Raw genomic sequence first — 20,694 nt, 5'->3', positions numbered from 1 at the left:
GGCAACTGAGACCGCACTGAGACCACAAGGCGGAACGCCCGGCCGATCCTCACGGACCGACCGGGCGTTCTCGCATTTCACGAGCGGTGGCGGCGGGATTTGAACCCGCGGAGGGCGTAAACCCTCACACGCTTTCGAGGCGTGCTCCTTAGGCCACTCGGACACGCCACCGCCGAGTAGGCTACAGGACCGCGGCTTCCGGTGCCGAACCGGTATGGCTCCGCGCAGCCTGGCAGGATCCTTGCCATGAGTACGCACATCGGCGCGAAGCCGGGAGAGATCGCCGAGCGGGTCCTGATGCCGGGTGACCCGCTGCGGGCCAAGTGGATCGCGGAGACCTACCTCGAGGACGCCCAGTGCTACTCGACCGTCCGGGGGATGCTGGGCTTCACCGGCCGCTGGAAGGGCGTGGACGTCTCGATCCAGGGCTCCGGCATGGGTATGCCCTCCGCCTCGATCTACGCCCACGAACTGATCAACGAGTACGGCGTGAAGTCGCTGATCCGGGTCGGCTCGTGCGGGGCGCTGCGGGAGGACCTGAAGCTGCGGGACGTGATCGCGGCGATCGGCTCGTCCACCGACTCGAACATGAACCGGATGCGCTTCGACGGGTTGATCGACTACGCGCCGGTGGCGGACTTCGGGCTGCTGCGTACGGCCGTCGAGGTGGCCGAGCGGCAGGGCATCACCATGCACGTCGGGCCGATCCTGGCCGCCGACGCGTTCTACACCGACCGGCCTGACCTCTACGACACGCTCGCCGACTACGGCGTGCTGGCCGTGGAGATGGAGTCGGCGGCGCTCTACACGATCGCGGCCCGGTTCAAGGCGCGGGCGTTGACGGTGCTGACGGTCAGCGACCACATCAAGACCGGCGAGAAGACCACCTCCGCCGAGCGTGAGCAGACCTTCAGCCAGATGGTCGAGATCGCGCTGGACACGATCATCAGCTGAGTCCCGTCGTACGTCGCCGCCCCGCCGATCTGAACGGATCGGCGGGGCGGTTCGTCTGAGACGCGGCGCGGAACGGGGTGGCCGGTCAGGCGAGCGCCTCGGTCGGGGCGAGCCGGGCGGCCCGGACGGCCGGGTAGAGACCGGCGAACCCGCCGATCAGCAGGGTCGCGCCGACCCCGCCGGCCATCGCCCAGAGCGGCACCGCCGTGGGCCACTGCCGCCAGAGGGCGTACCCGGCGGTGACCAGGATGCCGAGCAGCACGCCGCCCGTACCGCCAAGCGCGGAGAGCAGCAGCGACTCGGCCAGGAACTGGGCACGGACCTGCCCCCGGGTGGCGCCCAGCGACCGTCGCAGCCCGATCTCGGCCCGCCGTTCCAGCACCGAGATGACCATCGTGTTGGCCACCCCGACCCCGCCGACCAGCAGCGCCACCGCGCCGAGGCCGAGCAGCAGCCCGGTGAACGCCTCGTCGGTGGCCGCCGCGGCGGCGAGCGCATCGGACGGACGAGACACCTGCACCTCCTCCGGTGCCCCCGGGTTCGCGGTCGCGCCGAGTACCGCCCGCACCGCCTCCACCGAGCTCTCCCGGGAGCGGGTGTAGACCGTGGTCGGGTGCCCGTCGAAGCCGAGGTACGTCTCGGCCGCCGGCCAGCCGACCAGCGCCGAGCTGTCCAGCTCCGGCGCGAGCGGCGCGGGAGCGAGGATGCCCACCAGGGTGAACCAGCGACCGCCGAGGTACACCTGCACCTGCGGTCCGGCCGCGCCGAAGCCGAGCCGCCGCGCCGCCGCGTCGCCGAGCACCACCGTCGGGTAGCGCTCGGTCGCCGCGTTCAGCCAGCTGCCGCTGCGTACGGTCGCACCGACCGTGGCGGGCAGGCCGAGCTGGGCGGCCCGGACGGCGATCCCACCCGTCTCGCCGGACGGGATTCGGTCGCTGCGGTAGACGGCGGCGTCTGGCATCTGCGCGGTCGCGGCGACGTCGGTGACCGGGCCGATCCGGCCGATCATCGCCACCGAATCCACCGGCAGCTCGGCCTGGTCACCGAAGATCGTGTTGCCGGGCGCGACGGTGAGCAGGTTGGTGCCGAGCCGGTCGAGGGTCCGGTCCAGGTCGGCGCGGGACGACGACGAGATGCCGACCACGGCGACCATCGCCGCGATACCGATCGCGATGCCCAGCGCGGAGAGGAACGCCCGCAGCGGGCGGGTGCGCAGCCCCACGCCGCCGGCCCGCAGCACGTCGCCCGGCCCGAGCCGGGCCGGGGTGAGACGGGGCCGGATGTCCGTCGCCATCAGCGCGCCCCCTCCCCGTTCGGCGCCACCGGGTCGGCCACCACCCGGCCGTCGCGCATTCCCACCTCGCGGGGGAGCCCGGCGGCGATCTCCCGGTCGTGAGTGATCACCACGACCGTGGTGCCCGCCGTGTGCAGGTCGCGCAGGAGCGCGAGCACGCCGGCGCCGGCCACCGAGTCGAGGTTGCCGGTCGGCTCGTCGGCGAGCAGCACGGCAGGCTCCCCGACCACCGCCCGGGCCACCGCCACCCGCTGCCGTTCACCGCCGGAGAGCTCGTGCGGGTGGTGGGTCAGCCGGTGGCCCAGCCCGACCCGGTCCAGCGTGGCCGCCGCGCGCCGCCGCCGCTCCCGGCGCGGCACCCCGGCGTAGAGCAGCCCGTCGGCCACGTTGTCCAGCACCGGCGTACCGGCGGCCAGGTGGAACTGTTGGAAGACGAAACCGATTCGGCGGGCCCGCAGCGCGGAGAGCTGCCGATCCGGCAGGGCCGCCACGTCGTGGCCGTCGATCCGGACCCGGCCGGTGGACGGCCGGTCGAGGGTGCCGATCAGGTGCAGCATCGTCGACTTGCCCGAACCGGACGGGCCGACGATCGCCACCAGCTCGCCGTACCCGATGCGCAGCGAGACGTCGCGCAGCGCGGTCACCCCGCCCGGGTACGTCCGGCTCACCCGCTCCAGCACCACCGCGTCACCGGTCATGCCGGCGTTCCCACGGTCATGCCCTCGGCGAGGTCGGGCCCGTTCACCTCGACCCGACCGGCCGCGAAGAGGCCGGTGGTGACCGCGACGATCCGGCTCCGCTCCCCCTCGACCACCTCCACGCCGTACCCGCCCTCGGCCAGGGCGAGCAGCGCGGCCACCGGCACGGTGAGCACGTCCGGACGCTCCTCGGCGGTGAAGGTGACCTCCACGCTCGCCTGGTCGTACCCGGCGAGCTTCGCCGGCTCGGCGACCGAGACGGTGACCTCGATCTTCGTCTCGGCCTCGGCGGCCTGCCCGGTGGCGCCGCCCGAGCCGGCGTCGACGACCGTCTGGGCGGACTCGATCCGGCCGCTGAGCGGACCGCCGTCGGGCAGGGCGACCCCGACGGCGGTCCCCTTCTTTGCCAGCCGCTGGTCGTCCATGTCCAGCTCGACGGTGACCAGCCGGCTGGTGCCGGTGTACGTGAGCACGCCCTGGCCGGGCTGCGTCACGGCGCCGACCGCGGCCTGGTGGCTCTCCACCCGCACCTCTCCCTCGGCGTAGCGGACGCGACCCGGCTCCACCCGGCCGGTCTCGGGCAGCCCGAGCTTCTCCTGCCATTCGCGGACGGCGTCGGCGGTGCTGCCGGTGTACTCGTCGTCGACGGTGAATCCGGTCTGCCCGAGCGCCCGCAGGTTCCGTTCGAACTGCTCGACGTCCGCCCCCTGCACCCCCGGTTCGAGCAGCCGGTACGCGGGCAGCGCCCCGTAGAGGAGCACCACCGGCTCGTCGTCCACCGCGTACAGCCGGCCGCCCCGCTTGACGACGGTGCCGGTCTCCGGCAAGGCGGTGATCGTCCCGCTTAGCCGGGCGTCGGCGACGTACGCGGTGCCGTAGCCGAGCTCCCCGTTCACGGTCTGCACGTCGGTCAGGGTCTGACGGGTGACGGTGGCGGTGGCCGGCGGAACGGTTCCGGCGGCCGCCGTACCCCGGTCGGTGCCGGCGAAGCCCACTGCGGCGACGACGCCGGCGGAGGCTGCGACCGCGACGGCGGCGGTCAGCGCGACGGTACGGAGCCGGAGGCGACGTGTGCTCACCTGGCGGCTCCGGGCCGCTTCGGCGCGTGCTGCCGGCACTTCTCCATCGCGGCCTTCACCTCGGGTCCCTTGACGTTCAGCTCGTCGAGGCGCAGCCGGAGCCCGCCGTCCGGCTGCGGGTCGGGGAACTCGGGTACGCCGTTGGCCCGCATGCAGGCGGCGAGCTTGCGGGCCTGTTCGAGCTGCGCCGGGTCGAGTTTGAGCTTCTCCCCGCCGTTGGGCAGGTACTGGCGGCACTTCTCCATGGCCGCCTGCACCTTCGCCGGGTCGGTGCCCTTGCCGAACCGGAGCCGCAGCCCGCTGCCGGCCTCCGGGTCCGGCATCTCGACCCCGTTCTCCCGCATGCATTCGGTGAACTTCAACCGTCGCTCGTCGTCGCTGAGCTGGGCCACCGGGGCGGCGGACGGCTGGGCCGCCCCGGTTCCGCCGCCGGCGGTCGCCACCGCCGGCTCCTGGCCCGACCCGCCGCAGCCCGCGATGCCCAGGGCGAGCAGCAGCGGCAGCGCGAGCAGTCCTCGTCGCATCACACGCTTCCTCTCCTCGGCCCGGCACTCCGCCCGGCCTCTGCCGCCAGTGCACGGCATCTGGCGTATCCCGGGCGTAACCGCAGATGGTTACGCCGGCGTTATGCCGGCACCGGGCACCATTGGGCGGGTGAGAGTGCTGGTGGTAGAGGACGAGAGCGTGCTCGCCGAGAGCATCGCCGAGTGGCTGCGCCGGGAGGCGTTTGCCGTGGACGTCGCGTACGACGGCGACGCGGCGCTGGAACGGCTCGGTGTGAACGACTACGACGTGGTCGTCCTCGACCGTGACCTGCCGGTGGTGCACGGCGACGACGTGTGCCGGGCGATCGTCGACAGCGGCGGGGAGACCCGGGTGCTGATGCTCACCGCGGCGGCAGCCGTACGGGAGCGGGTCGCCGGCCTGGCGCTGGGCGCCGACGACTACCTGACGAAGCCGTTCGCGCTCGTCGAGCTCTCCGCCCGGGTGCACGCGCTGAGCCGGCGGGCTCGCCGGGCCGCTCCGCCCACTCTGACCCGGGCCGGCATCGTGGTCGATCCGGCCCGCCGCGAGGTGCACCGGCAGGGCCGGTACGTGCCGCTGTCCCGCAAGGAGTTCGCCGTGCTGGTCGAGTTGATGCGGGCCGACGGCGCGGTCGTCTCGGCCGAGGAGCTGCTGGAACGGGTCTGGGACGAGCACATCGACCCGTTCACCAACGTGGTCCGCGTCACCGTCATGAAGCTGCGCCGCAAGTTGGGCGAGCCGCAGGTGGTCGAGACGGTCCCCGGCGTGGGATACCGGATAGCGTGAAGCGACTCTCCCTCCGGGCCCGGCTCACCCTGATCTACGGCGGAATCTTCCTGGTCGCCGGGCTGGTCCTGCTCGCGGTCACCTATGTGCTGGTCGACCAGCGCACCGCTGCGCCGTTCGGGGTGGCGCTGCGCGACGTGAAGCCGATCGTGCAGGGGGTGGAGGGGAAGCTCACCGGTGACCAGGCCGAGCAGCTGCGGCTGATCGTCCGGAAGGTTCAGGGCGACGCGCGGAACCAGACGCTCGACTCGCTGCTCACCCAGGGCGGGATCGCGCTGGGCCTGGTCTCCGTGGTCGCGATCGCGTTCGGCTGGCTGGTCGCGGGTCGGGCGCTGCAGCCGCTGCACCAGATCACGGGGACGGCGCGGCGGATCGCCGGTGCCGACGTGGCGGGCCGCGGACTGCACGAACGCATCTCGCTCTCCGGGCCGGCGGACGAGGTACGGGAGCTGGCCGACACCTTCGACGAGATGCTGGAGCGGCTGGACCGCTCCTTCGACGGGCAGCGCCGGTTCGTCGCGAACGCCTCGCACGAGCTGCGGACCCCGCTCGCCCTGAACCGGTCCCTGATCGAGCTGGCGGTGAGCCGGCCCGACGCGTCGGAGGACGTACGCCGGCTGGGTGAGTCGCTGCTGGCGGTGAACGAGCGGCACGAGAGGTTGATCGACGGGCTGCTGACCCTCGCCGACTCGGAGAAGGAGCTGACCGCCCGGTCCCGGATGGACCTGGCCGACGTGGCCGACCACGTGCTGGACCAGGTCGTCGGCGAGGGCGCCGGCCCGACCGTGACCCGGCAGTTGCAGCCGGCGCTGGTGGTCGGCGATCCGGTGTTGCTGGAGCGGCTCACCACCAACCTGGTGGAGAACGCGCTGCGGCACAACGTCCCCGAGGGCGGCCGCGTCGACGTGCGTACCGGCGTGCGGGACGGCCGCGCGACGCTGGTCGTGAGCAACACCGGTCCGACGGTGCCGAGCTACGACGTGGAGGCCATCTTCGAGCCGTTCCGCCGCCTTTCCGGCGAGCGGGTGGGCAGCGGTCGCGGTTTCGGACTGGGGCTCTCCATTGTCCGGGCCGTGGCGCGGGCGCACGGTGGCACGGTCTCCGCCCATCCGCGCGACGGCGGCGGCCTGGTGGTGACGGTACGACTGCCCGAGGCCCCGACCCCCCAACCCTCCGTCCCCGGCGTACCGGATGACCCCGCAGGAACCTGTCGATCATGAGGTGAGCGGCGCGGCACGCCGTGCCGGGCACCGCCAACCTCATGATCGACGCAGGTGGGCGCGAGCAGGGTGCGGCGGGGTCAGCGGAAGAAGGCTCGGAGCACGGCGGCGGTCTCCTTCTCCAGCACTCCGCCGTAGACCTCGGGGCGGTGGTTGAGCCGCCGATCACGCAACACGTCCCAGAGCGACCCCACCGCGCCGGTCTTCGGCTCCCAGGCGCCGAAGACCACCGTCGAGATCCGGGCCAACGCCAACGCGCCGGCGCACATCGTGCAGGGCTCCAGCGTGACCACCAGCGTGCAGTCCTCCAACCGCCACCGCCGCAGTCGCTGCGCCGCCCGGCGCAGCGCCAGCACCTCGGCGTGCGCGGTCGGGTCGCCGGTCAGCTCACGCTCGTTACGCCCGATGGCCAGCTCGGTGCCGTCCGGCCCGTAGACCACCGCGCCGACCGGCACGTCCTCGACGGGGCTCTCCCCGTCCTCCCGGCCGCCGGCCGCCGGGCCGGTCACCGCGACCTCCAGCGCCCGGCGCATCCACAGCTCGTGCCGCTGCCGCCGACCCGGCTCACCCGGATCGGCCAGCCCCTCGTCGGCACCCGGCCCGACCCGCCCGAGGCGGCCGGGTGTCGGCTGCCCGGGACGTACGGTCTCGAACGCCGGATCGGTGGCGTCCGCCGGCTCCCCACCCGAGGGGAGAAGCGGCGCGCCACCAGCCGGGTCAGACCTCACGCAGCTCCTCGACCTCGTCGGCGCAGCCCAGCACCTGGCAGACCTCGGCGGTCACGTCGGCAGGCAGCAGCCCCTCCTCGGCACAGAGCGAGAGCAGCTTCTGCGCGGAGATGCCGAGGTCGGCCAGGAGGTCCGCGTCGCCGACCGGATCGGCCTCGGGGTCGACGGCCGGCTGCTCGCTCTCCTCGCCGCCACCGTCGCCGGAGCGGGGCTCGTCCACCTCGTCCAGCCCGGTGACGGAGGTCTTCAGGTCACCGACGAGCAGCGCGCCCAGCCGGGACTCCTCCGCGTATGCCGAGTCGGAGCCGAAGATCCGCAGGTCCTCGCCCTCGTCGAGACGCATGATCACCAGGTAGGTGTCGTCGGCCTCGACGAAGAGCAGCGACAGGTCGGCGTCCTGATCGACGTCGCGCAGCCGGTCCGCGACCTCGTCGATGTCGGTGGCCCCTCGCAGGTTCACCTCGGCGGCCGTCCAGTCGCCCGCATCGCGCACCACGGCAGCAGCGAAGTACGACACGTTCCCCCCAAAAACCTCGGCACAGCACGCCGCCTCGTTACGCGTGCACGTTAGCCGGTCGGGTCGGCGGGCGGTTGGTCAACGCCCCGAAGGGCAGGTCAATCCTGCCAAAGTCATGGCCGTCTCAGCCGGCCAGCCGCCGCCTCGTGGCGATGAGCTGCCGCAGCCGCGCGGTACGCAGCCGCTGCGGGCGCTCGCGCTGGCGTACCGCCCGGGCCCCGGCCAGATCGGCGAGGAGCTGCAGGCGGCGGCGGCTGCGTTCGGGATCGAGCCGCGGTGTGGTCCAGGCCATGCTGCCGAGCGTGCCGAGTCCACCGGCGCACGTCAAGCCGGGTTCCGGAGCGCAGCCGACCGGCCACGCGACGCAGTCACCAGAGCGGCCAGTTCCCGCTGGTCGCCCACCGTACGGCCACCACCGCGGCCGCGATGCTCCAGCCGCCGGCGGTCACGATCGCGATCCCGGCGGCGACCCCACGATCGCCGTGGCGAACCAGCACCAGGGCCGCGAGCCAGGCCAGCAGCCCGGCCAGCAACGTCCACCAGGCGTAGCCCGACACGTCGGTGCCGAGCAGCCCGAAGAGGAGCAGCCAGACGACGGCCACCCCGCCGCCCACCGCCACGCCGATCCCGGTGACCGGATGCGGCTCGCGGTAGGTGGGCCGGGTCGGCGGCCCGGCCGGAAAGAGCCCCGAGGGGTTACGCGTCGGCGGACGGTAACCGGCACCCGGGTCGTACGGAAGGGGCTGCTGCCCGGTCGTCACGCCTCGCCTCCCCTCAGCCGGAACGCTCGTTCCACCGTACCGACTCTGCCAGGATGACCGGATGCCGTCGCCGACGATCAGACGCCGCGCGTACCCGGTCCTGCTACTGCTCGCCGCGGCCCTCGCCGCGGGCTGCGCGTCGACCCGGCCGGGGGTGCCGCCGGGCGGCACGACACCGAGCCCACCGGGCGCGCCGGCCAGCGCGGACCAGCCGGCCGCGCCGGATCCGACCGGCTCGGCCCCGCCGCGCACCACTCCCGCGACGCCGGCCACCCCCCGTGGCGACCTGCGGCACGTCTTTCCGGTCCGGTCCGGCAAGGTCGCGTACCACAAGACGCACTCCGGCTACCCGGCGACGGACATCTTCGCCGACTGCGGCGAGCCGGTCGTCGCGGTCACCGACGGCACGATCCTCGAGGTGAGCCGGGTGGACCGGTTCGACAAGCGGGGCCCGCTCGGGCCGAACAACGGCGGGCTCTCGGTCGCCCTGCTCGGTGACGACGGGGTGCGGTACTACGGCTCGCACCTCAGCGCGATCGCGGACGGTGTGGCGGCCGGCGTACGGGTCCGCGCCGGCCTCAAGCTGGGCGAGGTGGGCCGCACGGGCAACGCGAACAACGTCTGTCACCTGCACTTCGGCATCTCCCCGCGCTGCTCCGGGCAGGACGGTTGGTGGATCCGGCGGGGCGTCATCTGGCCGGCACGCTACCTCGACTCGTGGCGCAAGGGCGGCAACCGGGCACCGGCCTCCGAGGTCACCGCCTGGCAGCGGCGGCACGGCTGCCCGAAGGCTCCCTGATCGGCGCGGCGGCGACTAGGTTCGACGGAATGAAGGCCCGGGACCCCATCGCCGACCTGCGACGGATCGCGTTCCTGCTGGAGCGGGCGAACGAGGCGACCTACCGGGTGCGGGCGTTCCGCTCCGCGGCCAAGACGCTCGCCGCGCTGCCGCCGGCGGAGGTGGCCGAGCGGGCGAGGGCCGGCACCCTCACCGAGCTGTCCGGCGTCGGTGATGTCACGGCCCGCTGTGTGGCCGAGTCGCTGGCCGGCGAGGAGCCCGTCTACCTGCGCCGACTGCTCGCCACCGAGGGCAGCGACCTGGACGCCGAGGCGACCGCCCTGCGTACCGCGCTGCGCGGTGACTGCCACACGCACTCCGACTGGTCGGACGGTGGTTCGCCGATGGAGGAGATGGCGCTGGCCGCAGTGGAGTTGGGGCACGAGTACGTGGTGCTGACCGACCACTCGCCCCGGTTGACGGTGGCCCGCGGGCTGACCGCCGACCGGCTGCGCCGCCAACTCGACCACGTGCAGACGGTGAACGAGGCGCTCCCCGAGGGGTTCCGGATCCTCACCGGCATCGAGGTGGACATCCTCGCCGACGGCTCGCTCGACCAGGACGAGAAGCTGCTGGCCCGGCTCGACGTGGTGGTCGGCTCTGTGCACAGCGGCCTGAACGACGAGCGGTCGAAGATGACCCGGCGAATGCTGACCGCGATCGCCAACCCGCACCTGGACGTGCTCGGGCACTGCACGGGGCGGATGGTCTCGTCCCGGCCGGCCGGTGTCACCGGGCCGGGCGACCGCGGGCACCGGGCCCGTACCCGCAAGGAGAGCGACTTCGACGCGGACGCCGTCTTCGCCGCCTGCGCGGAGCACGACGTGGCCGTGGAGATCAACTCGCGGCCGGAGCGGCAGGACCCGCCGAAGCGGCTGATTCGTCGCGCGCTGGAGGCGGGCTGTCGCTTCGCCATCAACACGGACGCGCACGCGCCCGGGCAGCTGGACTGGCAGCGGTTCGGCTGCGAGCGCGCGGCCCGCTGCGGCGTGCCCGCCGACCGGGTGATCAACACCTGGTCGGCGGAGCAGCTCGTCGACTGGACCCGCCGGCGCTCCTAGCGATCCCCGAAGCCCCGATCGGCCCGGCTACCGGCCCTTTGCGGCGCTTCGCCGCCGGAGCACGGTCGCCGCCGGCTACCGGCTGTAGCGGCGCTTCGCCGTCGGGGCGCGGTCGCCGGCCGCGATCTCAGCGGCGGGTCGCCGGTTCGACGGCGGGCACGGCGGGCACGCCGACCCCGACCGCCGCCCGCCGACGGCGGCCGATCAGGCCCTGCGACACGGCGACGCCGAAGAGCACGACCAGGGCGCCGGCCGGCTGGTGCCAGTTCATCCGCTCGCCGAGGGCCAGGGCGCCGATCAGCACCGCGAAGACCGGGATCAGGTAGGTCACGGTGGAGGCCGTGCTCGCCCCGGCGACCCGGATGTTGCGCATGTTGATGACGAAGGCGAGGCCGGTGCCGAGCGCACCGAGCGCCAGCACGCTCCCCACCACGCGCGGCGACAGCTCGGTCGGCAGTGGGGGCGCCCCGGCCACCAGCGGTGTGACGATCGCCAACTGCACCGTGGCGAGCAGCAGCTGCGCCGCGGAGAGCGAGAGGCCGGAGTGGTTGCTGCCCGCCACGAACCGCTTCTGGTAGGGGATGGCGACGCCGTAGCAGGCGGCCGCGCCGAAGCACATCAGCTGGCCGGCGAAGTGCGCGCCGCCGACCCCCTCCCAGACACCGAGCACCACGAGCACGCCGGCGAAGCCGAGGGCGAGGCCGACCGCCCGTCGCGTGGTGAGCCGCTCGGTGCGGAAGACGAGCACCGCCAGCGGCAGGACGATCAGCGGCGTGGTGGCGTTCCAGATGCCCGCGAGCATCGACTCGACCCGCTGCTCGCCGTAGCCGAAAAGGGTGAACGGTACGGACACACCGAAGGCGGCTACCACGAAGAGGTGCGCCCAGACGCGGGGCTCGCGGGGCAGCCGGTCGCGGAGCACGGCGAGCACGACGAGCAGGGTGAGGGCTCCGGTGACGACCCGGTAGAGGGTCAGCTGAAGCGGGTGGAGCTCCTCGACCCCGACCTTGATGAAGAGGAAGCTCGACCCCCAGATCGCGGCCAGGGCGAGGAAGCCGGGCAGCCAGCTGCGAAGCGCCGGCCTGTCAGGAGTGAAGTGGTCCGTCACCCCTGACACTTTGCCGAAGGCGTACGACAATGTCGCCCGACTTTCGGACCGAAGGTGCGACAGCACCTACATTGATGGGGCGTTGACCAGCCGAGGAGGTGCATCCCCATGGCGATGCCGATGCGTTTCGACCCGCTCGTCGATTTCGACGGCCTGTGGACCACCCAGCTCGCCGACCGCTACCTCCCGCTGCCCGAGCTGCCGCACGCGCGTTACGAGTGCATCGACGGAAGGCTGGTCATGACCCCCGCAGAGGCCGGCACCAACAGCTACGCCGAGGGCGAGCTGATCCACCTGTTGAAGCCCGCCGCAAAGGCGGCCGGCTTCTACGTGTACGGCCAGGTCAACCTCACCTTCAACCCGCAGCGCTGGATCCAACCGGACGTCACCGTCCTGCACACCGTGCCGGCCACCGACGACGAGGACCGGTGGATCCCGGCGGACTACTGTTCGATGGCGGTGGAGTTCGTCTCGCCGGGCAGCCGGCGACAGGACTTCGTCGACAAGCCGCGCCGCTGCGCGGAGGGCGGCGTGCCGCACTTCATGCGGGTGGAGATCTCCCGTCGCCTACGGCACGTGGCGGTCGAGCTCTTCTCCCTCGCGGGCGGGGCGTACGTGAGCACCGCTCAGGCGGTGAGCGGAGAGTTGCTGAAGGTCGACCTACCGTTCCCGATCGAGTTCGATCCGGCGGACCTGCTGCCCTGAACTCGGTAAACGGGCTCGACACCGGGCGGGACCGGTCCCGTAGGGTCGCCGTGTGGGACGAATCGACGAACTCGCGAACCGCTACGTGGCCGAATGGGCGCCGCTCAGCCCGACCGGCGCCACCTACGTCGGCATCGCCGGCTACGACGACAAGCTCGACGACCTGACGCCCGACGGGTACGCGGCCCGGGCCGACCTGACCCGCCGCACCCTGGCCGACCTGGACGTGGCCGAGCCGGAGACCGAGGCGGAACGGACCGCCAAGGAGGCCATGCAGGAGCGGCTCGGCCTCGACCTCGCCCGCCACGAGGCGGGTGAGACGACCAGCGAGGTCAACGTGATCGCCAGTGGGCTGCACGACCTGCGCATGGTCTTCGACCTGATGCCCAACGAGGGCGCGGACGCCCAGGCGAACATCGCGGCCCGGCTGAACGGCTTCGCGGCCGCCCTCGACGGCTACAAGACCACGCTGCGTGAGGCGGCCGCCGCCGGGCGGGTCAGCTCGAAGGTGCAGCTGGTCGAGGTGGCCAAGCAGTGTGACGTCTGGGTCGACCCGGACGGCGACAACTTCTTCCACGGTCTGGTCGAGCGGCTGGGCGCGGACGGCACGATCGGCGCCGAGCTGCGCCGGGGCGCGGCGGCGGCCACCGCGGCGACCGCCGAGTTCGGCCAGTTCCTGCGCACCGAGCTGGCCCCGAAGGGGCGGGAGAAGCAGGCGGCCGGCCGGGAGCGCTACGAACTGGCCTCGCAGTACTTCCTCGGTGCCAAGATCGACCTGGACGAGACGTACGCCTGGGGCTTCGCGGAGCTGGCCCGGCTGGAGGGCGAGATGCGGGCGGTGGCCGCGCGGATCGTCGGTCCGGGCGCGAGCATCGACGACGCCGTACGGGCGTTGGACGCCGACCCGGCCCGCACCATCCAGGGCAAGGAGGCGTTCCGCGACTGGATGCAGGCGCTCGCCGACAAGGCGATCAGCGAGCTGCACGGCACCCACTTCGACATTCCGGAGCAGGTCCGCCGGATCGAGTGCTGCCTCGCCCCGACCAGCGACGGGGCGATCTACTACACCGGGCCGAGCGAGGACTTCTCCCGCCCGGGACGGATGTGGTGGGCGGTGCCGCAGGGCATCACCGACTTCTCCACCTGGCGCGAGGTGACCACGGTCTACCACGAGGGCGTGCCGGGTCACCATCTCCAGGTCGCGCAGACCGCGGTCCGGGCCGACCTGCTCAACCGCTGGCAGCGGCTGCTCTGCTGGGTCTCCGGGCACGGCGAGGGCTGGGCGCTCTACTCGGAGCGGCTGATGGACGAGCTGGGCTACCTGGAGGATCCGGGCGACAAGCTCGGCATGCTCGACGGGCAGGCGATGCGCGCGGCCCGGGTCATTGTCGACATCGGCATGCACCTGGAGCTGGAGATCCCCCGGGACAACCCGTTCGGCTTCCACCCGGGTGAGCGGTGGACGCCGGAGCTGGGCTGGGAGTTCATGCGGGGGCACTGCCGGGTGCCGGACGAGAACCTGCGGTTCGAGTTGAACCGTTACCTGGGCTGGCCGGGGCAGGCGCCGTCGTACAAGGTGGGCGAGCGGATCTGGCTGCAGGCCCGGGACGAGGCGAAGGCCCGCAAGGGCGCCGACTTCGACCTCAAGGAGTTCCACCGGCAGGCGCTCGACCTGGGCGCGCTCGGTCTGGACCCGCTGCGTCGGGCGCTCGCCCGGCTCTGAGCACCGCTTTGACGGCCGGGGCGGCGGTTGCCGCGCCCCGGCCGTCGCCCGCGTCAGGCCAGGTCGATGTGCAGGGGCCCGGCGGGCTTCTTCGCGGTCAGGGTGTCGCAAGCGATGTACGCCAGGTCGACCTCGACGTCGGTGAAGGTGATGGGCACCGGTGAGGTGACAGGTATCCCGTCCGGGAAGGGCAGGTCCGGGGTGAGCGTGACCTTCACCCCGGCGAGCCGCCCGACGTACCGGGTGGCGTAGAAGGCCACCTCGCCCTTCACGATCAGCTGCTCGGTGACATACCGAACCGTCTTGCCCCGCGGGCCGCCCACCTTCAGGACGAAGTCGTTCGTGACGGCCTTGTCCATGGTGAACATCAGGGTCTTGAGCTTGCCGTCGGCGGTGTCCAGCTCGGCGATCCCCGCGAAGTGCAGGCCGGTCATGGTCTGCTTCGAACCGGTGAGCTTTCCGGGTTTGGCGGCGACCTTCGGCACGTCCGGGTCGGTGGCGACCCGGGGCAGCGGCTTGCCGACCTCGACCGGCTTCGGTCGGCCCGGGGCGGGCGTCGCACACGTGTCGCGGGCCGGCTTGCCCGGCTGCGCCGACGGCGCACCGGGCGAGGCGGCCCGGGTCGGTGTGCTCGCGGCACCGGCACCGGGTCGGGTGGCGGTCGACGGGGACGCCTCGCGGCTCTCGTCGGGATCGTCCGAGTCGTCTCCGGTGAGCAGGCCGGTGATCCCGTCGACGAGGTCGGTCAGCAGGTTGCCGTCCGACGGTTCGTCCGGGGCGGGCGCGGCGCTCGACGTCGACGGGCTCGGCGAGCCCGACGCGGTCGGCTTCACGGTAGGCTCCGCGGTCGCCGTCGGCCTCGGGCAGGCGGGGGCGGCGGCCGCCGGCTCGACCGAGCGGAACCCGACCAGCCCGGCCGCGGCGGAGACCGTGACGACGAGCAGGATCGCGTACGTCTTCGGACCGCGGTGTCGGCCGCCGGCCGGTGGCTGCGGGTCGACGTCGAGCCCCTGCCCGGCCTCCGCATCGCTCTTCGCGGACGGCTCGGCGGGCGCCGGCTCCCGCAGCGGGTTACGCGGCGGCGGCGGCACGTCGGCGAGGACGCCGGTCGGCTCCTCGTCCCGCTGTCGCGGCATCAGCTCGTCCACCAGCGCGGCGTCGTCGACGTCGGCCGGTTCCGTCCCGGCCTCCCGGTCGTGCCCGGCCTCCGCCTCGGACGGCTCCTCGACCTTCGTCGGCGCCGCCGGGGTCTTGCTCGGTACCCAGGCGAAGCCGAGCGCGCTGCCGACCATGCCGAGCAGGAGGCCGAGGAAGAAGCCGCCGAGGTTCACCCCGATCAGGGAGTAGACGGCGGTGATCGCCGCGACCACGGCGTAGAAGGTGCGTTGTGCCGGGCTGAACCAGAAGAGCAGCCCGCAGGTGATCAGGATGGCGGGGATCAACCAGGTCAGGAAGCCGGTCGGCCCCATCTTGAAGACGAGGCCGTTGAGGCTCATCTGGGTGCTGCCGAAGATCACCAGGCCAGCCAGCATGGTGAAGAGACCGCCCCAGAACGGCCGCTGCCGCCGCCAACGGCGGAATCCGCGCCACGCCCGGCCCAGCCAGCCGGACGGGCCGGTGCGGGCTTCTTGCGACTCGGCGGTTGTCACGTGCTCCTCCTGGCGCTGCTGACGGGGTGGGACATGGACGAGGCCCGCGGAGGGCGCCCTCCGCGGGCCTCGGCGTCAGGTCACTTGGGGTCGGGGAAGCACTCCTTGGCCTTGTCGCCCACGTTGACCTTGAGCTTCAGGCCGTTGAGGGTGAACGTGCCGGCGCTGGTGGAGCGGGCCACCTGCCGGAGGTCCTTGATGACCACCTTGTCCGCGCTCTGCCCGAAGGACTTCGGCTGGGCGTGCTCGTTCAGGTCGGTCGCGTCACGGCCGATCTGGATGTTGGTGAACGTCGCGTCGCCCTCGAGGGAGTCCATGTCGATCAGCAGGCCCTTGGCCGTTGCCGGCTTCCCGCCGCCGCCGGCGTTGATGGTGAGCACGATCTTCAGGCCGGGAACGCTGGCGTTGACGGACTGGCAGAGGTCGTAGAGCTTGGCGTCGGCGATCTCGGAGACCGCCACCGGGTGGATGGTGCCGTTCTTCTCCTTGGCCATCCCGCCGTACTGCTCGAAGCCCTCGCCGACCAGTCGCGACGCGCCGACCTTGAAGGTCTGGCCGGACACGTCGAACGAGGCGGCGATGGCGCCGTTCGCCATGCCGAGGATGATGCCGCCGGCGACCGCGGTCGCCGGAACCATCATGGCGGCGAAGCGACGCCACCGGGTACCGCCGTTGGGTTGGCGGTCTTCCGATTCACTCACGGGATCCTCCTCGACGGGAATGTCGTCACGAGTCAGGGACGTGACTCGGGTAGGGAGAGCAAGGCGCTGCGGGGCCGTTGCCAACGGGCGGCGCAGTGCGCGGATGGATGCTCTCGCGAAGCGACCTAGCTCACAAGGGCCTGGCTACTGACCGGTAACCCAGGCGTGACAGGGCCGCCCCCGAGCATCACGAAGCGTCGACGAGCCATCGCGCATCCGTGCGCGACAAAGGGTTCAGATCTGGATGAGCTGGTCGGCGAATTTCACCTGCGGTAGCCGAAGCCGACGGAAGTCACAGTTAAGTAACGAAGAGCTGTCAATGCGCTGGGGATAGCAGATCCTCCGCCGTACGGGCGGCCCGAGTGGACGTACGGGTCAGCCGGGCTGGCCGGCGTTGAGCCACGAACCGAGCAGATGGCGGTCGATCGAGTCCACCCGGCCGAGCCGCCCGGCGGCGGCCCGAGCAGCCAGTTCGTCCCGGGTGAACCAGCGCGCCTCGATCAGCTCCACACCGTCCACCTTGACCTTCACAGACGCCGCCGTGGCGCGGAAGGCGACCATCAAACCGGCCGGAAACGGCCACGCCTGCGAACCCTGGTACGCCAGGTCGGTCACCTCGACACCGACCTCCTCGGTCATCTCCCGGCGTACCGCGTCCTCCAGGCTCTCGCCCACCTCGACGAACCCGGCGAGGGTCGAGTACGACCCCTCCGGCGCGCCCGCGTGCCGCGCCAACAGGCAGCGGTCCACCTCGGGGGCCTGGACCAGCACGATCACCGCCGGCTCGATACGGGGAAAGAACAGCCGCCCGCACTCCGCCCCCGAGCAGACCCGCACGTGCCCGCCACCACCGGCGGTGGTGACGGCGCCGCAACTGCCGCACCAGCGCTGCTGGCGGTGCCAGTAGAACAACCCCCGCGCGTACGCCTGCGCGGCCGCCTCCGCCGGGGCGAGATGACCGGCCAGCTTCCGCACGTCCACCGTCGACACCGCCCCGGCCAGCGCCACCGCGTCCGTCTCCGCGTGCCCGCTGAGATCGGCCGCGAAGACCGCCACGCCGCCGTCCAGACCGAGGAAGGCCGTCTCGGCCGCCGCTTCGAGCACCCGGACCGCGTCGACCCCGCTGAGCCGCACCGGAACGTTCTCGGCGGTCACGAGACAGCGGTCACGCCAGTGCGGCAGCACGACGCTCCGCTCGTCGGCGCGCAACGCCGCCATCCGGTCCTCGTCGGCGCGCAGCGCCCCCGCCCGATCGAGCCACCCACCGCCGTACGCGAACACCCCGTCGTCGATCCGCACCCCGCCACGTTGCCACGTACGGTCGGCGGCCACCAGGACCGCCAGGCCACCGGGTTGCGTGGCAGCCGGGTAGTACCGCCCTTGGTCGACATGTTCGGCGAGCCCTGGCCGGCACGGTGCCGAGGTGGCCGGCGTCGCGTCCGCCGGTCGGCGGAAGTGCCCGACACGCCGGACGACACGCCGGGCAGGGCGGACCCGACGACGACTGCCCGCCCGGCCGGGCGTTGGTTACCGTAGGTGTCCGTTCGGGGAAGGCCCCCGGGGACACGGTCGCGATCGAGGTTGCTGTGACGCTGTACGGCGAGAAGAGTCCGCCCGCCGACGACCGTCCCACCGTCCAGGTCACCGCGGTCACCTGGCCCGTCGACGAGTCCGAACCCACCGCCCCGGTCCCGCCACGCCGTGGACACCGGACCCGGCTGCTGGTCGCGGCCGGCGCCGCAGTCGCCGTGCTCGGCTCGCTGGCCGGAGTCGGCGCCTACGCGTACGCCGGTGACGTGCCACGCGGCACCACGGTGCTCGGGGCGGAGCTGGGCGGTCGCAGTCGCGCGGACGCCGTCCGGGAGCTGCGGGCCGAGCTGGACCGGCGTGCCGCCGCGCTCGCCGAGCCGCTCGCCCTGCGGGTGGGGGAGCGGGATCTCCGGATCGTGCCCGCCGAGGTCGGCCTCACGGTCGACGTGGCGGCTACCGTGGCGGCCGCGGCCGAGGCCGAGGCGCATCCGGTGAGCCGGCTGGTCGGCTCCCGGTCGGTGCAGCCCGTCGTCTCAGTCGACGTCGACCGGCTGCACGCCGCCCTGCAGAAGATGGCCGGTGACCAGGGCCGGAAGATGACCATGCCGGCGATCACGTACGCCGGGACGACCCCGAAGGCGGTGCACCCGAAGCCCGGCCTGGCGCTCGACCCGCAACGCTCCGCCGAGGTGGTCCGGGCCGGCTGGCTCGCCGGAGGACCGGTGACCGTACCGCTGCTCGAGTCGCACCCGGCCACCACCGGCGAGGAGGTGGACCGGCTGATGAAGGAGCTGGCCCGGCCGGCGGTCGCCGCCCCGGTCGAGCTCACCACCGACAAGGGCTCGGTGACCATTGCGCCGAAGGCGATCGCCAAGAGCCTGCGGTTCACGGCGGACCGGACCGGCAAGCTGACTGCACGGGTCGACGTGAAGCGGCTGCGCGCCGCACTCGGCGACGACCTCTCGTCAGTCGAGGTGCCGCCGAAGGACGCGCGGATGGCGGTGACGGCCGGCCGGCCGAAGGTGGTCGACCCGGGCCGTCCCGGTCGGCAGCTGGACACGGCGGGGCTCGCCCGGGACCTGCTCGCCGTTCTGCCGAAGGCGGACGGGCGCGTGGTGACCGGAACGCTCGCACCGGCGCAACCGGAGCTGACCGCGGAGAAGCTCGGTGGCCTGGGTATCAAGGAGAAGGTCTCCTCCTTCACCACCCGATTCACCGGCGGCCTGTCCTCGTCGCGCAGCCACAACATCGTCACCGTCGCCCGGGAGGTCGACGGCACGGTCGTGCTGCCCGGTGAGACCTTCTCGCTGAACGGGCACACCGGTGAGCGCGGCTACGCGCAGGGCTACCGGGACGCGCCCGTCATCCTCGACGGCAAACTGGTGCCCGGCGTCGGCGGCGGCATCTCGCAGTTCACCACCACGTTCTTCAACGCCACCTACTACGCGGGCCTGGAGGACGTCGAGCACAAGCCGCACTCGTACTGGTTCTCCCGGTATCCGGCGGTCATCGAGTCGACCATCTTCTGGCCGAACCTGGACTTCAGGTTCCGGAACGACACCGAGTACGGGCTGCTGATCGACACCTCGTACACGTCCAGCACCATCACCGTGTCGATCTGGAGCACGAAGATCTACGACAGCGTCAAGACGGAGTACGGCCCGCGCCGCGACATCACCACGCCGAAGACCATCTACCTGACGCCCGGGCCCTCCTGCATTGCGAGCAGCGGCATCAACGGCTTCGCCCAGGACGCCTTCCGGGTCATCCGCAAGGACGGCAAGGTCATCAAGCGGGAGAAGTTCAGCTGGCGCTACGACGCCGAGCCGCGCTACATCTGCGGCCAGGAGCCCTGACGGTCGCCGCCGGCACCGTGGTCGGGGCGCGCTCGCCGAGCGGCAACGCGGCTCAGCGCCGCGCCTCGACCAGACCCTGCCGTACGCCGTCCGCGTCCCGGTCGGCCAGGTAGATCGGGGTACCGGGCTGCTGACGCCAGCTGTCGTCGAGGCCGCCGCCGTCGACCGGGTCGAACCCGATCGCGTCGACCAGGTCCATGACCATCCGCTTGGCGTCGGGGTCGTCGCCCGCCACGGGCAGGGCGATCCGTCCAGGAGTGCCGGGCGGGGTGCCGTTCTCCAGCAGGTGCTGGGCGGCGATGGTGTTGAACGCCTTGACCAGGCGGGCGCCGGGGAAGTGGTCGGCCGTCCATCGGCTGGAGGCCGTGCCGTCCATCAGCTCCGGGATGTCGCCGTCGCGGTTCGGGTAGTAGTTGTCTGCGTCGACCACAACCTTCCCGGCGAAGAGCTCGCTCGGCAGGTCGGGGACGGCCACGAGCGGTACGGCGACCACCACCACGTCGGAGTGTTGGATCGCCTCCTCTACCGTGCCGGTCTCCGCGCCGGTCTCGCCGCCCAACGATCGCAGCGTCTGCGGGCCACGTGAGTTCGCCACCGTGACGTCGTGCCCTACTGCGGTCAGCCGGCGGGTCAGGTTGCCGCCGACATGGCCGGAGCCGATGACGCCGATCTTCATGGGCCGCTCCTCTGATCGTCGAGACGTGGTCCGTGCTCGACGCTACCGAGGGGGGCCTGCTGATTCGTGGGTTCGGCGGAGGGCGTCCAGGCCATACCTGAATTGCCCAGAAAACGCGTTCAGGGCCACCCCTGAAAGGGGTGACCCTGAACGGAAAGAATGTCCGGCGGTGTCCTACTCTCCCACACCCTCCCGAGTGCAGTACCATCGGCGCTGGAGGGCTTAGCTTCCGGGTTCGGAATGTGACCGGGCGTTTCCCCTCCGCCATGACCGCCGTAACTCTAT

Annotated in this window: 20 protein-coding genes, 1 tRNA gene, 1 rRNA gene and 1 pseudogene; 8 read left to right on the top strand and 15 right to left on the bottom strand. The window is 72.4% G+C overall.

Annotated features, from left to right (window positions below; translation table 11 throughout):
• Window positions 1–84 precede the first annotated feature (84 nt).
• Window positions 85–171: transfer RNA gene (locus tag D7044_RS16635), tRNA-Ser, on the bottom strand.
• 75 nt (window positions 172–246) lie between these two features.
• Here D7044_RS16635 and deoD point away from each other — a divergent pair.
• The gene (gene deoD / locus D7044_RS16630; RefSeq protein WP_120679978.1) at window positions 247–954 is read left to right on the top strand and encodes a purine-nucleoside phosphorylase; all 708 of its coding nucleotides are present in this window, start codon (window positions 247–249) and stop codon (window positions 952–954) included.
• Window positions 955–1,039: 85 nt separating this feature from the next.
• Here deoD and D7044_RS16625 read toward each other — a convergent pair whose 3' ends face one another.
• Genes D7044_RS16625 through D7044_RS16610 form a run of 4 tightly spaced genes read right to left on the bottom strand, consistent with a single transcriptional unit; the run spans window position 1,040 to window position 4,549 of the window.
• Window positions 1,040–2,248: an ABC transporter permease gene (locus D7044_RS16625; RefSeq protein WP_120689475.1), complete on the bottom strand. Its 1,209-nt coding sequence runs from the start codon at window positions 2,246–2,248 to the stop codon at window positions 1,040–1,042.
• Window positions 2,248–2,946, bottom strand: a complete 699-nt coding sequence (locus tag D7044_RS16620) for an ABC transporter ATP-binding protein (RefSeq protein ID WP_120679974.1) — start codon at window positions 2,944–2,946, stop codon at window positions 2,248–2,250. The genes D7044_RS16625 and D7044_RS16620 overlap by 1 nt, the downstream gene beginning before the upstream one ends.
• The gene (locus D7044_RS16615; RefSeq protein WP_233565013.1) at window positions 2,943–4,025 is read right to left on the bottom strand and encodes a peptidoglycan-binding protein; all 1,083 of its coding nucleotides are present in this window, start codon (window positions 4,023–4,025) and stop codon (window positions 2,943–2,945) included. Before D7044_RS16615 ends, D7044_RS16620 begins: the two co-directional genes overlap by 4 nt.
• A complete protein-coding gene (locus tag D7044_RS16610; RefSeq protein WP_120689473.1) occupies window positions 4,022–4,549 on the bottom strand; it encodes a hypothetical protein in 528 nt (175 codons plus the stop codon). Before D7044_RS16610 ends, D7044_RS16615 begins: the two co-directional genes overlap by 4 nt.
• Before the next feature lie 130 nt (window positions 4,550–4,679).
• Between D7044_RS16610 and D7044_RS16605 the strand changes: the two genes are divergently transcribed.
• Both D7044_RS16605 and D7044_RS16600 read left to right on the top strand, forming a co-directional pair.
• On the top strand, window positions 4,680–5,336 hold the full coding sequence (locus D7044_RS16605) for a response regulator transcription factor (protein WP_199716649.1): 657 nt from the start codon (window positions 4,680–4,682) through the stop codon (window positions 5,334–5,336).
• Window positions 5,333–6,556, top strand: coding sequence for a sensor histidine kinase (locus D7044_RS16600; RefSeq protein WP_120689472.1), 1,224 nt, complete (start codon window positions 5,333–5,335; stop codon window positions 6,554–6,556). The genes D7044_RS16605 and D7044_RS16600 overlap by 4 nt, the downstream gene beginning before the upstream one ends.
• An 80-nt stretch (window positions 6,557–6,636) precedes the next feature.
• On the opposite strand, the gene D7044_RS16595 is transcribed toward D7044_RS16600, so the two are convergent.
• The 4 genes from D7044_RS16595 to D7044_RS16580 all read right to left on the bottom strand — a co-directional run bounded on the left by D7044_RS16595 (window position 6,637) and on the right by D7044_RS16580 (window position 8,562).
• A complete protein-coding gene (locus D7044_RS16595; RefSeq protein WP_199716670.1) occupies window positions 6,637–7,089 on the bottom strand; it encodes a nucleoside deaminase in 453 nt (150 codons plus the stop codon).
• 184 nt (window positions 7,090–7,273) lie between these two features.
• A complete protein-coding gene (locus D7044_RS16590) occupies window positions 7,274–7,801 on the bottom strand; it encodes a tRNA adenosine deaminase-associated protein (protein ID WP_120679962.1) in 528 nt (175 codons plus the stop codon).
• A gap of 124 nt (window positions 7,802–7,925) precedes the next feature.
• The gene (locus D7044_RS32660) at window positions 7,926–8,093 is read right to left on the bottom strand and encodes a hypothetical protein (protein ID WP_199716648.1); all 168 of its coding nucleotides are present in this window, start codon (window positions 8,091–8,093) and stop codon (window positions 7,926–7,928) included.
• A 76-nt stretch (window positions 8,094–8,169) separates the two neighbouring features.
• A complete protein-coding gene (locus tag D7044_RS16580; protein ID WP_120679958.1) occupies window positions 8,170–8,562 on the bottom strand; it encodes a hypothetical protein in 393 nt (130 codons plus the stop codon).
• A gap of 61 nt (window positions 8,563–8,623) precedes the next feature.
• Between D7044_RS16580 and D7044_RS16575 the strand changes: the two genes are divergently transcribed.
• Together D7044_RS16575 and D7044_RS16570 are read left to right on the top strand one after the other, a co-directional pair.
• Entirely contained in the window at window positions 8,624–9,361 is a 738-nt protein-coding gene (locus D7044_RS16575) for a M23 family metallopeptidase (RefSeq protein ID WP_120679956.1), read from the top strand.
• A 29-nt stretch (window positions 9,362–9,390) separates the two neighbouring features.
• Window positions 9,391–10,461, top strand: a complete 1,071-nt coding sequence (locus D7044_RS16570) for a PHP domain-containing protein (protein ID WP_120689471.1) — start codon at window positions 9,391–9,393, stop codon at window positions 10,459–10,461.
• Window positions 10,462–10,588: 127 nt separating this feature from the next.
• Here the strand turns inward: D7044_RS16570 and D7044_RS16565 are convergent, their stop codons facing one another.
• Window positions 10,589–11,569 carry a DMT family transporter gene (locus D7044_RS16565; RefSeq protein ID WP_120679952.1) on the bottom strand — a complete coding sequence of 327 codons (981 nt, stop codon included), beginning with the start codon at window positions 11,567–11,569 and terminating at the stop codon, window positions 10,589–10,591.
• Between the two features lie 108 nt (window positions 11,570–11,677).
• Here D7044_RS16565 and D7044_RS16560 point away from each other — a divergent pair, with 108 nt between their 5' ends.
• Together D7044_RS16560 and D7044_RS16555 are read left to right on the top strand one after the other, a co-directional pair.
• Complete coding sequence (locus D7044_RS16560) at window positions 11,678–12,274, top strand: Uma2 family endonuclease (protein ID WP_120679950.1); 597 nt, start codon at window positions 11,678–11,680, stop codon at window positions 12,272–12,274.
• A gap of 52 nt (window positions 12,275–12,326) precedes the next feature.
• Entirely contained in the window at window positions 12,327–13,997 is a 1,671-nt protein-coding gene (locus D7044_RS16555) for a DUF885 domain-containing protein (RefSeq protein ID WP_120689470.1), read from the top strand.
• A gap of 53 nt (window positions 13,998–14,050) precedes the next feature.
• On the opposite strand, the gene D7044_RS16550 is transcribed toward D7044_RS16555, so the two are convergent.
• The 3 genes from D7044_RS16550 to nudC all read right to left on the bottom strand — a co-directional run bounded on the left by D7044_RS16550 (window position 14,051) and on the right by nudC (window position 17,646).
• Complete coding sequence (locus tag D7044_RS16550; protein ID WP_120689469.1) at window positions 14,051–15,646, bottom strand: DUF6114 domain-containing protein; 1,596 nt, start codon at window positions 15,644–15,646, stop codon at window positions 14,051–14,053.
• Window positions 15,647–15,726: 80 nt separating this feature from the next.
• Window positions 15,727–16,287, bottom strand: coding sequence for a DUF6230 family protein (locus D7044_RS16545; RefSeq protein ID WP_120680605.1), 561 nt, complete (start codon window positions 16,285–16,287; stop codon window positions 15,727–15,729).
• 435 nt (window positions 16,288–16,722) lie between these two features.
• Window positions 16,723–17,646, bottom strand: coding sequence for an NAD(+) diphosphatase (nudC, locus tag D7044_RS16540; protein ID WP_233565012.1), 924 nt, complete (start codon window positions 17,644–17,646; stop codon window positions 16,723–16,725).
• A gap of 287 nt (window positions 17,647–17,933) precedes the next feature.
• Here nudC and D7044_RS16535 point away from each other — a divergent pair, with 287 nt between their 5' ends.
• Window positions 17,934–19,733: a VanW family protein gene (locus D7044_RS16535; protein WP_120689468.1), complete on the top strand. Its 1,800-nt coding sequence runs from the start codon at window positions 17,934–17,936 to the stop codon at window positions 19,731–19,733.
• A 52-nt stretch (window positions 19,734–19,785) separates the two neighbouring features.
• On the opposite strand, the pseudogene D7044_RS16530 reads toward D7044_RS16535, so the two are convergent.
• Window positions 19,786–20,412, bottom strand: a pseudogene (locus tag D7044_RS16530) (NADPH-dependent F420 reductase); the annotation flags it as partial.
• A 158-nt stretch (window positions 20,413–20,570) separates the two neighbouring features.
• Window positions 20,571–20,687 (bottom strand): 5S ribosomal RNA (rrf, locus tag D7044_RS16525).
• Window positions 20,688–20,694 lie beyond the last annotated feature (7 nt).

Origin of the sequence: Micromonospora musae, from assembly GCF_003626635.1 — a bacterium.
Lineage (GTDB): Bacteria > Actinomycetota > Actinomycetes > Mycobacteriales > Micromonosporaceae > Micromonospora > Micromonospora musae.
Note: the sequence above shows the minus strand (reverse complement) of the source record. Positions and strands in the feature narration are given on the sequence as shown.

Bases quoted from the DNA above. Each gene is read 5' to 3' on its own strand.
- D7044_RS16625 (WP_120689475.1), bottom strand. From the start codon at position 2,248: ATGGCGACGGACATCCGGCCCCGTCTCACCCCGGCCCGGCTCGGGCCG.
- D7044_RS16545 (WP_120680605.1), bottom strand. From the start codon at position 16,287: ATGATGGTTCCGGCGACCGCGGTCGCCGGCGGCATCATCCTCGGCATG.
- D7044_RS16575 (WP_120679956.1), top strand. From the start codon at position 8,624: ATGCCGTCGCCGACGATCAGACGCCGCGCGTACCCGGTCCTGCTACTG.
- D7044_RS16610 (WP_120689473.1), bottom strand. From the start codon at position 4,549: ATGCGACGAGGACTGCTCGCGCTGCCGCTGCTGCTCGCCCTGGGCATC.
- D7044_RS32660 (WP_199716648.1), bottom strand. From the start codon at position 8,093: ATGGCCTGGACCACACCGCGGCTCGATCCCGAACGCAGCCGCCGCCGC.
- D7044_RS16560 (WP_120679950.1), top strand. From the start codon at position 11,678: ATGGCGATGCCGATGCGTTTCGACCCGCTCGTCGATTTCGACGGCCTG.
- D7044_RS16595 (WP_199716670.1), bottom strand. From the start codon at position 7,089: ATGCGCCGGGCGCTGGAGGTCGCGGTGACCGGCCCGGCGGCCGGCGGC.
- deoD (WP_120679978.1), top strand. From the start codon at position 247: ATGAGTACGCACATCGGCGCGAAGCCGGGAGAGATCGCCGAGCGGGTC.
- D7044_RS16570 (WP_120689471.1), top strand. From the start codon at position 9,391: ATGAAGGCCCGGGACCCCATCGCCGACCTGCGACGGATCGCGTTCCTG.
- D7044_RS16620 (WP_120679974.1), bottom strand. From the start codon at position 2,946: ATGACCGGTGACGCGGTGGTGCTGGAGCGGGTGAGCCGGACGTACCCG.